Genomic DNA, 13,534 nt, shown 5'->3' with positions numbered 1-13,534 from the left:
GCGCCATGAGCGACGCACCCGACACCCGGCGGATCGACGCGGCGCGCGCCGAGCCCCTCGGCCAGGTCGACGAGCGCTACGCGGGCGAGACCACGCAGCGCGTCAGCAAGTCGCAGGCCCGCATCGTCTGGGAGCAGTTCAGGAAGCACAAGGCCGCGGTCATCGGCGGCGGCGTGCTCATCGTCATGTACCTGACCGCCGTGTTCGCCGGCTTCCTGGCGCCCTACGGGATCAACGAGTACAGGCGCTCCCCCGTGGCGGCGTTCAGGCCCCCGACGAAGATCCACTGGATCGACCCGGAGACCGGCCGGCTCACGCGGCCGTTCGTGTACGACGTCAAGGAGGAGCGCGACCCGCGGACGCGGCAGCGCACCTACGTCGAGGACACCTCGGTCAAGTACCCGATCAGGTTCTTCGTCCACCGCCCCGAGCAGCCGTACAAGATCCTCGGCATCTGGGAGTCGGACCTCAGGCTCTTCGGCGTCGACGACCCGGCGCGCATCTTCCTGTGGGGGACCAACAACCTCGGCAAGGACGTCTTCTCCAGGGTGCTCTACGGCGGGCAGGTGTCGCTCACCATCGGCATCCTCGCGGTGTGGGTCGCGCTGTTCCTGGGGCTCCTCATGGGCGGCCTGGCCGGGTTCTACGGGGGCTTCGTCGACGACCTGATCATGCGCCTCGTCGAGGTGATAGCGGCCATACCCGGCCTGTTCCTGCTGATCGTGCTGGCGTCGCTGCTGCGCGACCCGCGCAACCCGGTGGCCGAGGCCATCGGGCTGAGGATGACGTCGGCCGAGACGTTCCTGCTCACCGTCGTGGTGCTGGGGCTCGTCGGCTGGGGCGGCCTGGCGCGCATCATCCGCGGCCTGATCCTCTCCGCCCGCGAGCTCGACTACGCCGCCGCCGCCAAGGCGCTCGGCGCCAGCGAGACGCGCATACTGTGGCGCCACCTCATCCCCTCCACGGCCAGCTACGTGATCGTCGACCTCACGCTATCGATCCCCGGCTTCATCCTCGCCGAGACGGGCCTGTCGTTCCTGGGCCTGGGTCCGAGCGAGGTGGACACGTCGAGCTGGGGCCTGCTGCTGCGGGACGCCACGGCGCGCGGCGTGAGCATCCAGTTCGTGCCGTGGCTGCTGATCCCCGGCATACCCATCTTCCTGGCCGTGTTATGTTGGAACCTAGTAGGCGACGGTCTACGCGATGCCTTCGACCCGAAGAAGCGCAGGTAGCACGCTCCTACCACCCGGGTCGAGTCGGCGTATCTCCATCCCGGCCACGAGGCTATCTTGCTCGTAGCGTGCGCGGTGCCACCGGCGCGCTCTAGCCGACCCTTTCGAGCCGCCGACGCCGCCAGGGCCTGTGCGGTCTCGCGACGAGGAGTGTACGCGTAGATGGCGAGAAGCGAGAGGCTGTTGGAGGTCATAGACCTCAAGACGTACTTCGACACCGACGAGGGCACGGTCAAGGCCGTCGACGGCGTCAGCTTCCACCTGGACCGCGGGGAGACCCTGGCGGTCGTGGGCGAGTCGGGCTCGGGCAAGTCGGTGACGAGCCTGTCGGTCATGAGGCTGATCCCCACGCCGCCCGGGCGCATCGCCGGCGGCCAGATCCTGTTCGAGGGCCAGGACCTCGTCAAGAAGTCGGAACGCGAGATGCGGAAGATCCGCGGGAACGACATCTCGATGATCTTCCAGGAGCCGATGACGAGCCTGAACCCCGTCTACACCGTCGGCGACCAGATCGCCGAGGCCATCGTCCTCCACCAGGGCAAGACCTACCGCGAGGCGATGCGCATGGCCGCGGAGATGCTCGACCTCGTCGGCATCCCCGAGCCGGGCAAGCGCGTCAAGAACTACCCGCACCAGATGTCTGGCGGCATGCGCCAGCGCGTGATGATCGCGATGGCGCTCTCCTGCGGGCCGAAGCTCCTCATCGCCGACGAGCCGACGACGGCCCTCGACGTGACGATCCAGGCGCAGATCCTCGACCTGATGCGCAAGCTCCAGGACGAGATCGGCATGTCGATCCTGTTCATCACGCACGACCTCGGCGTCGTGGCCGAGATCGCCGACCGCGCCGTCGTCATGTACGCCGGCCGCGCGGTCGAGGAGGCGGACGTGAACGCGATCTTCGCCGAGCCGCTGATGCCCTACACGCTCGGCCTCATGAACTCGATCCCCCGCGTGGACAGGGCGTCGGAGCACCAGGAGCGCCTGCAGGCGATCCCGGGCAACGTGCCCAACCCGCTCGACCTGCCCGAGGGCTGCGCGTTCCACCCGCGCTGCCGCTTCGCCCAGGAGCGCTGCAAGGAGGCGATCCCGCCCCTCGAGGACGCGGGCAACGGGCATCAGGTGAGGTGCGTCAGGTGGAACGAGCTCGACCTGAAGTCGGAGATCAGGGCGTGAGCGCGATGCCGCAGCCGACGGCCGTCCAGGCGCCGCGGGAGGACGTGCTCCTCGAGGTCAACAACCTCAGGAAGTACTTCCCCATACGCGGCGGCATCTTCTCGCGCGTCGTCGCCAACGTCAAGGCCGTCGAGGACGTGTCGTTCAAGGTCCAGCGCGGCGAGGTCGTCGGGCTGGTGGGCGAGTCCGGCTCGGGCAAGACCACGGTCGGCCGCTCGATCCTGCGCCTCATCGAGCCGACGGCCGGCGAGGTCAAGTTCGACGGCGTCGACATCACCAAGCTGAACAAGGCCACGATGCGGGAGTACCGGAAGCGGATGCAGATCATCTTCCAGGACCCGTTCGCGAGCCTGAACCCGCGCATGTCGGTGGGCGACATCATCGGCGAGGCCATGACGATCCACAACCTCGCCCGCGGACGCGAGCGCGAGCAGAGGGTCGCGTCGCTGCTCGAGCGCGTCGGCCTCTCCCCCAACCACATGCGCCGCTACCCGCACGAGTTCTCCGGCGGCCAGCGGCAGCGCATCGGCATCGCCCGCGCCCTCGCCGTCGACCCGGAGTTCATCGTCGCCGACGAGCCGGTCTCGGCCCTCGACGTCTCGATCCAGGCGCAGGTCGTGAACCTCCTCCTCGACCTCAAGGAGGAGCTCGGCCTCACGCTCCTGTTCATCGCCCACGACCTCGGGGTCGTCGAGTACATCTCCGACCACGTCGTCGTCATGTACCTCGGCCGCATCATGGAGATCGCGCCGTCGCGCGAGCTCTACGCGAACCCGGTCCACCCGTACACCGAGGCGCTCCTCTCGGCCGTGCCGATCCCCGACCCCACGGTGAAGCGCGAGCGCATCATCCTCCAGGGCGACATCCCCAGCCCCATCAACCCGCCCTCCGGCTGCGTGTTCCGCACGCGCTGCCCGATCGCGACGAAGGAGTGCGCCGAGGTCGTGCCTCCCCTCGAGGAGGTCGCGCCCGGCCACTTCAAGGCCTGCATCCACAGGCCCTGACGGGCGCTGCCCGGCGCGGCCCGCGGACGCGTCTCCCCCACCCCCCGACGCGCGGCCCGGCACCCGGCGGCCGGGCCGCGCCTTATCATCGCGGCGTGGACGAGAGGAGCCGAGGCGAGGAGCCGTCCGGGGAGCGCCCCCAGCTCTCGCCGAAGGACATCAGGGCGCTGATCTGGCAGGCGTACCGCGCCTCTTTCCCGTACCTGCTCGTGTTCCTGCTCCTGCTCCTCGTCGCGACCTGGGTCGTGACGTCGGTCTTCTACTGAACCGCGATGTCAGCCGGCTTCGACGCGCTCGACGGCGAGGCGGTCCTGGCCGCGATCAGGGAGCGGATGCTCGCCGCCCTGCCCTCCGGCGACCCCCATCCCGAGCTCGACCGCTTCGCGGCGCTGCAGCGCGACTACCCCCGCCGCCCCGGCAAGGCGCTGCGCGGGCGCGTGGTCGTCCTCTCGGCGGCCGCGCACGGCGCGACCGACTGGGACGCCGCGCTCACGGTCGCCGCCGCCGTCGAGCTCTTCCAGGCCTGGGTCCTCGTGCACGACGACATCGAGGACGGCTCTGAGGAGCGCCGCGGCGCGCCGACCCTCCACCGCCTCGCGGGCGTGCCCGTGGCCATCAACGTCGGCGACGCGATGCACGCGCACATGTGGCGGCTGCTCCACGGCCTCCTGGGACAGGGTCCGGAGGAGGGGTCGCGGGCGGGGGTGGCCCCGCGGGTCCTCGACGAGTTCGGGACGATGGTCAGCCGCACCGCGGCCGGCCAGCACCTCGACCTCGCCTGGGTCGAGACCGGCCGCTTCGACGTGGGCGAGGACGAGTACCTGCGCATGGTCACGCTGAAGACCGCCTGGTACACGGTCGCGTCGCCCCTGCGGCTGGGCGCGATCCTGGCGGGGCGGGAGCCCTCGGCGCACCTCACGCGCGCCGGCCTCGACCTGGGGGCCGCCTTCCAGGTGCGCGACGACGTGCTGAACCTGCAGAGCGGCGCGGCCGAGGCGGGCTACGGCAAGGAGGAGCTGGGCGACCTCTACGAGGCCAAGCGCACGCTGATGCTCGCGCACCTGCTGGGCGCGGCGCCGCCCGCGGTCGCCGATGAGGTGGTGCGCCTGCTGTCCGGTCCGCGCGCGGAGCGCACGCGCGAGGGGGCGCTGCGCGTGCTCGAGCTGATGCGGGCCCACGGCTCGCTCGCCCACGCGCAGGCCGTGGCGCGCAGGCTGGCCGCCTCCGGCCTGGCGGCTCTCGACGAGGCCCTGGCGGGCGCGCCGTCTCCCCGCGCGTCCGCCGCGCTGCGCCGCGAGCTGGCCGCGGTCGCCGAGCGCTCGCGCTGAGGGCCCCGAGGGGGCCCCTCTCGCGGCTCGCGGCGGGAGGGCGTCGTCCGCCGCCGTCACCGCCCGCGCCGCGGCCGGGGCGCCCGCGGCCCGTGCCGGGACGGGCGGGGCGCGGGACGAGAACGCCTCGTCCGCCGCCCGGCCGGGGGCTCGGCCGTCCCGCGGACGGCGCTAGCCTGCGGTCCATGGCCCGCGGCACCGAGCTCCTCGCCTCCGCGGCGTCAGGGGCGCTGGGCGCGCTCGCGGCCTGCCCCGCCTGCCTGGCCGCCGCGGCCGGACCCGCCGGGGTCTGCGAGCCGTGCCGCGCGTGGCTCGCGGACGCCGTGGCGGCGTCGCCTCCCCCGCTCGGCGCGACCTGCTGGCTCGGGCCCTACGCCGGCCCGTGGGAACGTCTCGTGACGGCGTTCAAGCACGCGGGCGCCAGACGCCTGGCGCGGCTCCTCGGCGGCCTCCTCGCGCTCCGCACCGGCGCCTGGGGGTTCGCCCCCGACCTCGTGACGGCCGTCCCGGCGTCCCCGCGGCGGCTGGCCGAACGCGGCTTCGACCAGGCGGCGCTGCTCGCCGCGGAGGTGGCCGGGGTGAGGGGCCTCCCCTACCGTCCCGCGCTCGCGCGCTCGCCGGCCTCGCGCAGCCAGCAGCGCCTGTCGCGGGCGTCGCGGGCCGTGAACGCCGGCGGCGCCTTCGGGGCGACGGGCCCGGTGCGGGGCAGGGTCCTCCTCGTCGACGACGTCCTCACGACGGGCGCCACCGCCAGGTCCTGCGCCGCGGCGCTGGCGTCGGCGGGCGCCGCGGAGGTCAGGGTCGCGGTCGTGGCGCGCGCGGTCCGGGGCGCTCCCGCGCCGCGGGGGCCTTGGTGAGGGGCTCGGGGGGCGCACGACCCCGCGCCCGGGGACCGCGGCGGGGCCCGGACCTCAGACGCCGAACGCCACGGCGACGGCCACCCCGAGCAGCGCGCCCACCAGCACCTGAGGGTAGGTGTGCCCCAGCAGCGTCCGCAGCGCCTGCGGCTTGAAGCCCTCGTCGAAGAGGTGGGCGAGCTCGCTGACGAGCTCGTTGATCAGCTCGGCCTGGAGGCCGGCGGCGCGCCTGATGCCGGTGGCGTCGTACATGACTATCGACCCGAAGACGGCGGCGATGGCGAACTGGGGGCTGTTCCAGCCGTAGGCCATCCCCAGCGCCACGGCCAGCGCCGCCACCGCGGCGCTGTGCGAGGAGGGCATGCCGCCCGTCTCCAGGAGCCGCGAGAGCAGCAGGCGGCGCTCGGTGAGGAGCACGATCACGAGCTTGAGAACCTGCGCCAGCACCGTCGCCAGCAGCGCGGCCATGAGGGGGCCGTTGAGCACGAGCTCGCTCACGCGCGCCGCCCTTCCCCGGCGGCGCCCCCCGCCCCCGGCCGGCTCACGCCGCCTGCCCCCGGCGGCTCACCGCCGCCTCGACGGTGTTGGACACGACCATCGCCACGGTCATCAGCCCGGTGCCGCCCGGCATGGGCGTGAGCCAGCCGGCCACGTCGGCGACCTCGGGGCTGACGTCGCCCACGACCCTGCCGTCGACGCGGCTCAGGCCGACGTCGAAGACGGCGGCGCCCGGCTTGACCATCTCGGGCGTGACGAGGCCCGGCCTTCCGACGGCTGCCACCAGCACGTCGGCCTCGCGGCAGAGCGAGGCGAGGTCGCGGGTGCGCGAGTGGGCCAGCGTCACCGTGGCGTGCCGCTCCAGCAGCATCGCGGCCAGCGGCTTGCCGACGAGGTTCGACCGGCCGACGACCACGGCGCGCGCCCCCTCCAGCCGCACACCGTAGCGGTCGGCGAGGGCCATGACGCCGAGCGGCGTCGCGGGGCGCAGGCCGGGCCGGCCCGTCCACAGACGCCCCACGTTCAGGGGGTGGAGGCCGTCGACGTCCTTGGCGGGGTCGATGGCGGCGAGCACCGCCGCCTCGTCGACGCCCGGCGCCGGCAGCTGCACCAGCACGCCGTCGACCTCTGGGTCCTCGTTCAGCTCGGCCACCAGCGCGAGGAGCTCGCCCTGCGACGTGCCCTCGGGCAGCACGCGCGTGTCCGAAGCGATGCCGACGCGGCGCGCCAGCCGCTCCTTCGAGCGCACGTAGTAGGCGCTGGCCGGGTCGTCGCCCACGCGGACGAAGGTGAGGCGCGGCGTGAAGGGCAGCGCGGACACGCGCACCTGCAGTGCGCCCACGACCTCCTCGGAGGCCGCCTTGCCGTCCATCAGCGTCGCGCTCACCGCGCCCCGCCCCCCGGCTCCGGCTCGGGGTCCGCGTCGCCCCCAACCTCGGAGACGCCACGCCGCGGACCGCCGCCCTCCCCGCCGCCTCGCTCGGGCCCGCCGCCCGCCGGTGCGCCGTCGTCCGCCTGGGACCCGCGCAGGGAGCGCACGACCTTGGCCAGGACCCCGTTGACGAAGCGGCCGGAGTCGTCGCCGCCGTAGCGCTTCGCTACCCTCACGGCCATCTCGATGACGACCGGCGCCGGCGTGTCGAGGTGCAGCAGCTCGGTCACGGCGACGCGCAGGACGTTGAGGTCCGTCTGGGACATCTGCGCGAACGTCCAGCCCGTGATGTTCTCGGCCAGCAGGGCGTCGACGCGGGGCCTGTCCGCGGCGTAGGACCTGAGCAGTACGTCGGCGAGCTCGAGCGCGTCCCTGTCGAGGGGGTCGCCGTACGGGTCGTCGCCGGCGTCCTCCGGCTCCTCGGCGATGTCGGCGCGCACCCCCGACCAGACGGCGAGCAGGTCGTCGGCGCCGCGCTCGGCCTGGAAGAGCGTGCGGAACGCCAGCTCGCGCGCGCGACGCGAGCCCCGCGGCGCCTCAGCCCCCATGCTGTGGGGCGAGCTCGACGTCCTCGACGGTCACGTCGACGCTCACGACGTTCATGCCCGTCATCGACGCCACGGCCTCGCGCACGGCCCGCTGCGCCTGCGAGGCCACCTTCGGCACCTCGACGCCGTAGTCGACGCACACCGTCAGCGACGCCCGCAGGCCGTCCTCGCCGCGCTCGATCTCGATGCCCTTGGCCCGGCGGCCCGTGAGGATCTCGCCCACCTTGGCCGGCGGCTGCACGGTCCTGATGCCCTCGACCTGGTCGATCGCGAGCTGGGCGATCCCGTAGAGGACGTCGGTGGAGATGTCGAGCCCGTCACCGGCCGTCATGAGCTCATCCTACGCGCGACGAAGTTCGTGTACACCTGCCCGCGACGGAAGAAGGCGTTGTCGAGGACGCGCAGGTGGAACGGGATCGTGGTCTTCACGCCCTCGATCACGGTCTCCCGCAGGCAGCGCTCCATGCGCCTCAGCGCCTGCTCGCGCGTGGGCGCCCAGGCGATGACCTTGGCGAGCAGGCTGTCGTAGTTCGGCGGTATGCGGTAGCCGGCGTAGACGTGCGAGTCGACCCTCACGCCCGGCCCGCCGGGCCAGTGGACGTCGGTGATCGTGCCGGCCATCGGCCTGAAGTCGTGCTCGGGGTCCTCGGCGTTGATGCGCACCTCGATGGCGTGCCCGCTCACGCGCAGGTCCTCCTGGCGCCACGACAGGGGCTCGCCGGCGGCCACCCTGATCTGCTCCTGGACCAGGTCGGTGCCCGTGATCATCTCGGTGACCGGGTGCTCCACCTGGATGCGCGTGTTCATCTCGGAGAAGTAGAAGTCGCCGGCCTTGTCCACCAAGAACTCGCAGGTGCCGGCGCCGCGGTAGGAGATGTGCCTGGCCAGCCTCACGGCGGCCTCGGCGATGCGGGCCCTGAGGTCGTCGTCGAGGAGCGACGGGCCCTCCTCGAGGAGCTTCTGGTAGCGCCGCTGGATGGAGCAGTCGCGCTCGAAGAGCTGGACGACCTCGCCCCGTCCGTCGCCGAAGACCTGGACCTCGATGTGCTTGGGCTCCTCGATGTACTTCTCGACGTAGAGCTCGGGGTTGCCGAAAGCGGCCCTCGCCTCCTCTTGGGCGTTGACGAACTGCCGCTCGAGGTCCGCCTGGCTCTGCACCACGCGCATCCCGCGCCCGCCGCCGCCGGCGGAGGCCTTGAGGATCAGGGGGAAGCCGACCTGGTCGGCGAACGCCCTGGCCTCGGCGAGGTCCGCGAGGGCCCCGCTGCCGGGCGTCACGGGCACGCCGGCCTCCTGCGCCAGCGCCCGCGCCGACGACTTGTCGCCGATGCGGGCGATGTTGTCCGGACGCGGGCCGATGAAGACGAGGTTGTGCTCCTCACACTTCGCGGCGAACTCGGCGTTCTCGGCCAGGAAGCCGTAGCCGGGGTGTATGGCCTCGGCGCCCGTCACGAGCGCGGCGGCGAGGATGTTCCTCACGTTGAGGTAGCTGCTGGCCGCCGGCGGCGGCCCGATGCACACGGCCTCGTCGGCGAGGAGCACGGGCAGGGAGTTCTCGTCGGCCTGCGAGTAGACGACGACCGACTGCACGCCCAGCTCCCTGGCGGCCCTCACGACGCGGAGGGCGATCTCGCCCCGGTTGGCGATGAGGATCTTGCGGAACACCTGGGTCTCAGTCCGGCTCGATGCGGAAGAGGGTCTGCCCGTACTCGACGGGCTGGCCGTTGTCCACGAGGACCTCGCGGACGACGCCGGACGTCTCCGCCTCGATCTCGTTCATCAGCTTCATGGCCTCGATGATGCAGAGGACGGTGCCGGGCTTCACGCGGTCGCCGACCCTCACGAACGGCGGCGCGTCGGGGGACGGCGCGGCGTAGAAGGTGCCGACGATGGGCGCGACGACGTCGACGAGGCGCTCGCCGGCGGCGTCCTCGGCCGCCTGCTGGCCCGGCTGCGTCGCGGGCCGCTCCTCCGGGGCAGGCGCCGCGGCGTCCGACCGCGGGGCCTGGGGGCCGGGCGCGTGCGCCGCGCTCGCGTCGCCGAGACCGCGCTTGAGCGTGAGCTTGTACTCACCGGTCTCCAGCGTCAGCTCGCTGACGTCGGTGTCCTTGAGGACGTCGAGCAGGCGCTTGAGCTCCCTCGTCTGCATGCCGCCTCAGGCCCTGCCCAGGTACTCGCCGGAGCGCGTGTCGACCCTGACGACCTCGCCCTGCTCGATGAACAGGGGGACGTTCACGGTCGCCCCCGTCTCGAGCACGGCCGGCTTCGACCCCCCCGAGACGGTGTCGCCGCGCACGCCCGGGTCGGTCTGGGTGATGCGCAGCTCGACGACGTTCGGCAGCGTGACCTTCAGCGGGCGCCCCTGGTAGTAGTCGACGGTCACCTCGACGTTCTCCTTCAAGAACCGCGCGGCGTCGCCGATCTGGTCGCGCGTGAGCGTGGGCTGCTCGTAGGTCTCGTTGTCCATGAACGTGTACTGGTCGCCGTTGGCGTAAAGGAACGTCATCGTGCGGTACTCGATGAAGATGTCCTGCACCTTCTCGGTGGCGTTGAACGAGCGCTCCACGATCGCGCCCGTCTCGAGGTTCCTGAACTTGGCGACCATCTTCGCGCCGCCGCGGCCGATCTTCTGGTGCTGGTAGTCGATGACCTCCCAGAGGCCGCCGTCCATCTCGACCTTGGTGCCGCTGCGCAGGTCTGTGACGCTGATCATCTTGGTCCCGTCCTCCGACTGGCTGAGTGCCGCGCCTCCAGGCCGGGTCGACCCCGGCGGGCGGCTAGAGCCCGCTGCGCGCGCTGGGCAGCAGGGTCTTGAGACGGGCCAGTGTATCACCGCGGGAAGCCCCCGACGGGACGGCACCCTGGCCGCTGCGCACGCCCGGGGCCCCGCCGCACCCGGGCGCCGACGCCCGCCCCGCGCGGCCGCAGGCCGGAGCGGCGCCCGCGCGAGGACGCGCCCGCCGCAGGCCTCAGAGCTCGAGCACGGTCGGGCCGAGGCCCGCCGCCGCCACGAGCTCGTCGTAGCGGCCGCGCGTCAGCTCGCCGGGCGCGCCCTCCACGGCCACGAACGCGGCCTCGAGCAGGTTCGTCCCGACGCTGCGCCCGCCGACCCGCGGCGTCGTCGTCGCGAGCCGGCGCGCGCCGGCGGAGCGCAGGAAGGCGACGTCCTCGGCTGTCGTCGTGTTCGTGAGCACGTCCTTGCCCGTGAGGTCCGGCCCCGCGTTGGCCCTGATGTAGTGCCAGTCGCCCGCCAGCACCTCGGCCCAGCGGTAGTGGCGCTGGTGCCGCGGCTTGGGCGCGGCGTCCTGGGCGTCGCCCGTCGGGTAGAACCACCTGAAGGGCAGCCGCGTGATCACGGGCAGCGCGACGCTCGCCAGGCGCTCCACCGCGGCCAGCGACCGCAGGGGCACGTCCAGCCCCAGGCCGAAGACCAGGTCGCCGAAGGTCACGTCGGCGCCGTGGCGGACGAGGGCCTCGGCCATGCCGAACCTGTCCACCGAGCTGACCATCAGCACGCGCCTCCCCCGCCAACCCACGACCGGTTCGAGGGCGTCCACGGCGCTGCGCTCCAGGCTGTCCTTGAGCCCGGCGCCGCACACCACGGGCGTGCGCCGGGCGGCCGACGCGACGAAGGCGGCGTCCCTGATGCGGTAGCGCCGCCCGCCGACGCGGAGGTAGATGTCGGCGCCGCCGATGCCGATGGCGTCGACCTGCCCGTCGAGCTCGGCCACCAGGGAGCGCGCCGCCGCGACGTCGCTGCCCACGCCGCGGCGCACCATCCTGACCCGGTGCCCGAGCAGCTCGACCTCGACGTCGGCGTCGCGACGCGGCGAGCCCAAGGAGACGCTCACGACGGTCTTGTCGGGTCTTCCCGGCACGGCAGGCCAGGTTACCGCAGTGCGCCGCGGCGCGGGGCGCGGTACCTCAGGCCAGGTTCTTCGCGTACCAGTCGAGGTGCGGCTTGGCGTCGATCGCGAAGCTGAAGCCCAGCCGCTCCCAGAACCTGCGGGCGCGCGGGTTGTCGCCGAAGATGCTGGCGAGCATGCGCCGCGAGCGCCCGGCGAGACGCCGCTCGAGGTCGCGCGCGCACGCGCCGCCGATGCCGCGGCTCTGCACCGAGGGCAGCACGAGCAGCAGGTTCACGGTGGCGTCGCCCGGCTCGGGGTAGTCGAGCTTGTAGTCGAGGTAGCCCACGACCAGCCTGTCCGTCACGGGGTCGACGATCGCGGGGTCCACCTCGCCGGCCGCCTCGCGCTCCACCAGCACGAGCTCGGCGTGGCGCCGCTGGTCCTCCGCCGCCGTCTCCAGGTCGGTGGAGACCTCGGCGAGGGTGGGGATGGGGATCGAGATGATGTCGAAGTAGCCCGGGGTCGAGAGGTAGATCCTGTGGACGAGTGGGGCGTCCTCCGGCCGTGCCTCCCTGGTGGTTACTGCTGCGGTCTGGGCGTCGTCGGGCGGCGAAGCGAGCAACACGTCAGGTCATCTCCCGCGCGGTGTCGGAGAGGGTTGCCGGGCCCGCTGAGGCCCGCGTCGTGGTCGTGCCCGGATGATACCAGCGGCCCATGAGCGCCCGAGTGGCGGAAGGCGCAAAGACCATGAGAACTCCTTGCTCAGAGGCGCCGCGGTGCCGTAGGGTTACTCATGCTGGCGCCGGCTAACGCCTGCGGCACGGACGCCGTCCCTGCGGACCGCGGCGCGCGGCGCCTTCCCCACTGGAGGAAACCTTGTCCGAGGTAGCGCCCCCCGAAGCGCAGAGCGCGATGAGCCAGAGGGCCGACGACGCGTTCGCCAAGGCCTACGCCTTCCGCCGGGCCGACGAGGCGGCGGCCGCCGGCATGCACCCCTACTTCAAGCCGATCGCCTCGCAGCACGGCGGCACCGTGACGGTGAACGGCAAGGAGATGGTCATCACCGGCTCGAACGACTACCTCGGGCTGACGCAGGACCCGCGCCTCAAGGAGGCGGCGAGGGCCGCGCTCAACGACTTCGGCACCTCGTGCACCGGCTCGCGGTTCCTCACGGGGACCCTGACGCTGCACGAGGAGCTCGAGCGCCGGCTCGCCGAGTTCCTGGGCAAGGAGGCGGCGCTGACCTTCAGCGCCGGCTACCTAGGCTGCCTCTCGGTGATCTCGGCGCTGGCGGGGCGGCACGACATCCTCTACTACGACCGCGAGAACCACGCCTCGCTCTACGACGCCGCCAAGCTGTCGTTCGCGTCACTGCGCAAGTTCGAGCACAACGACCTGGACGGCCTGGTGCGCCTGCTCGAGCAGGACGTGGGCAAGCCGGGCGGCCGCATCATCGTCACCGACGGCGTGTTCTCGATGAGCGGCCACATCGCGAAGCTGCCGGAGCTCGTCGAGATCAAGCGCCGCTTCGGCGCCAGGCTGATCGTCGACGACGCCCACGCCACCGGCGTGCTCGGCCCAGACGGACGCGGCACCGGCGACCACTTCGGGCTGACAGACGAGATCGACGTGATCATCGGCACGTTCTCGAAGTCGTTCGCCAGCGTGGGCGGCTTCATGGCCGGCGACCGCGCTGTCGTGAACTTCGTCAAGCACGCCGCGCGGCCGTTCATCTTCACGGCCGCGCTGCCCGCCATGCAGATGGCGGCGGCCCTGGAGGCGCTGCGGATCATGGAGTCGGAGCCGGAGCTGCGCGCGCAGCTATGGGACAACGTGCGCCAGCTGCGCGAGGGCATGGACGCCCTGGGGTTCGACACCCTCGGGTCCCAGACGCCCATCGTGCCGGTGCTGGTGGGCCCCGACGAGCTGGCCATGGCGTTCTGGAAGGGCCTGTGGGAGGAAGGTGTGTTCACGACCCCCGCCCTCCCTCCCGGCGTGCCGAACGGGCAGGCGATAATCCGCACCAGCGTGAACGCGAACCACACTAGCGAGCAGCTCGACAGGCTGCTCTCGGCCTTCTCCGTCGTGGGCCGGCGCCTCGGCGTCATCTGA

General features: G+C 72.6%; 16 protein-coding genes. 7 read left to right on the top strand and 9 right to left on the bottom strand.

What is annotated here, in order from left to right; all coding sequences use genetic code 11:
• The first annotated feature begins 5 nt into the window (after window positions 1-5).
• The 6 genes from VF202_03930 to VF202_03905 all read left to right on the top strand — a co-directional run bounded on the left by VF202_03930 (window position 6) and on the right by VF202_03905 (window position 5,597).
• Window positions 6-1,232: an ABC transporter permease gene (locus tag VF202_03930; protein HEX7039247.1), complete on the top strand. Its 1,227-nt coding sequence runs from the start codon at window positions 6-8 to the stop codon at window positions 1,230-1,232.
• 162 nt (window positions 1,233-1,394) lie between these two features.
• Complete coding sequence (locus tag VF202_03925; GenBank protein ID HEX7039246.1) at window positions 1,395-2,408, top strand: ABC transporter ATP-binding protein; 1,014 nt, start codon at window positions 1,395-1,397, stop codon at window positions 2,406-2,408.
• Window positions 2,409-2,413: 5 nt separating this feature from the next.
• Window positions 2,414-3,412: a dipeptide ABC transporter ATP-binding protein gene (locus VF202_03920; protein ID HEX7039245.1), complete on the top strand. Its 999-nt coding sequence runs from the start codon at window positions 2,414-2,416 to the stop codon at window positions 3,410-3,412.
• Between the two features lie 95 nt (window positions 3,413-3,507).
• Window positions 3,508-3,678 (top strand): hypothetical protein, encoded by a 171-nt coding sequence (locus tag VF202_03915; protein HEX7039244.1) that lies wholly within the window; start codon window positions 3,508-3,510, stop codon window positions 3,676-3,678.
• A gap of 6 nt (window positions 3,679-3,684) precedes the next feature.
• Window positions 3,685-4,740, top strand: a complete 1,056-nt coding sequence (locus VF202_03910) for a polyprenyl synthetase family protein (protein ID HEX7039243.1) — start codon at window positions 3,685-3,687, stop codon at window positions 4,738-4,740.
• Between the two features lie 185 nt (window positions 4,741-4,925).
• Complete coding sequence (locus VF202_03905) at window positions 4,926-5,597, top strand: phosphoribosyltransferase family protein (GenBank protein HEX7039242.1); 672 nt, start codon at window positions 4,926-4,928, stop codon at window positions 5,595-5,597.
• Between the two features lie 54 nt (window positions 5,598-5,651).
• On the opposite strand, the gene VF202_03900 is transcribed toward VF202_03905, so the two are convergent.
• The 9 genes from VF202_03900 to VF202_03860 form a co-directional block, all read right to left on the bottom strand.
• Complete coding sequence (locus VF202_03900) at window positions 5,652-6,095, bottom strand: divergent PAP2 family protein (protein ID HEX7039241.1); 444 nt, start codon at window positions 6,093-6,095, stop codon at window positions 5,652-5,654.
• Window positions 6,096-6,138: 43 nt separating this feature from the next.
• The gene (locus VF202_03895) at window positions 6,139-6,981 is read right to left on the bottom strand and encodes a bifunctional 5,10-methylenetetrahydrofolate dehydrogenase/5,10-methenyltetrahydrofolate cyclohydrolase (GenBank protein HEX7039240.1); all 843 of its coding nucleotides are present in this window, start codon (window positions 6,979-6,981) and stop codon (window positions 6,139-6,141) included.
• Window positions 6,978-7,574: a transcription antitermination factor NusB gene (gene nusB, locus VF202_03890; protein ID HEX7039239.1), complete on the bottom strand. Its 597-nt coding sequence runs from the start codon at window positions 7,572-7,574 to the stop codon at window positions 6,978-6,980. Before nusB ends, VF202_03895 begins: the two co-directional genes overlap by 4 nt.
• On the bottom strand, window positions 7,564-7,905 hold the full coding sequence (locus VF202_03885; GenBank protein HEX7039238.1) for an Asp23/Gls24 family envelope stress response protein: 342 nt from the start codon (window positions 7,903-7,905) through the stop codon (window positions 7,564-7,566). The genes nusB and VF202_03885 overlap by 11 nt, the downstream gene beginning before the upstream one ends.
• Window positions 7,902-9,239 carry an acetyl-CoA carboxylase biotin carboxylase subunit gene (accC, locus tag VF202_03880; GenBank protein ID HEX7039237.1) on the bottom strand — a complete coding sequence of 446 codons (1,338 nt, stop codon included), beginning with the start codon at window positions 9,237-9,239 and terminating at the stop codon, window positions 7,902-7,904. The genes VF202_03885 and accC overlap by 4 nt, the downstream gene beginning before the upstream one ends.
• 7 nt (window positions 9,240-9,246) lie before the next feature.
• Window positions 9,247-9,723, bottom strand: a complete 477-nt coding sequence (gene accB, locus VF202_03875) for an acetyl-CoA carboxylase biotin carboxyl carrier protein (GenBank protein HEX7039236.1) — start codon at window positions 9,721-9,723, stop codon at window positions 9,247-9,249.
• 6 nt (window positions 9,724-9,729) lie between these two features.
• On the bottom strand, window positions 9,730-10,287 hold the full coding sequence (efp, locus tag VF202_03870; protein HEX7039235.1) for an elongation factor P: 558 nt from the start codon (window positions 10,285-10,287) through the stop codon (window positions 9,730-9,732).
• 256 nt (window positions 10,288-10,543) lie between these two features.
• Window positions 10,544-11,452 (bottom strand): quinate 5-dehydrogenase, encoded by a 909-nt coding sequence (locus tag VF202_03865; GenBank protein HEX7039234.1) that lies wholly within the window; start codon window positions 11,450-11,452, stop codon window positions 10,544-10,546.
• 46 nt (window positions 11,453-11,498) lie between these two features.
• Window positions 11,499-12,047, bottom strand: a complete 549-nt coding sequence (locus tag VF202_03860; protein HEX7039233.1) for a GNAT family N-acetyltransferase — start codon at window positions 12,045-12,047, stop codon at window positions 11,499-11,501.
• Window positions 12,048-12,334: 287 nt separating this feature from the next.
• Between VF202_03860 and VF202_03855 the strand changes: the two genes are divergently transcribed.
• Window positions 12,335-13,534 carry an aminotransferase class I/II-fold pyridoxal phosphate-dependent enzyme gene (locus VF202_03855; GenBank protein ID HEX7039232.1) on the top strand — a complete coding sequence of 400 codons (1,200 nt, stop codon included), beginning with the start codon at window positions 12,335-12,337 and terminating at the stop codon, window positions 13,532-13,534.

The organism is Trueperaceae bacterium (genome assembly GCA_036381035.1).
Classification (GTDB): Bacteria; Deinococcota; Deinococci; order Deinococcales; family Trueperaceae; genus DASRWD01.
Note: the sequence above shows the minus strand (reverse complement) of the source record. Positions and strands in the feature narration are given on the sequence as shown.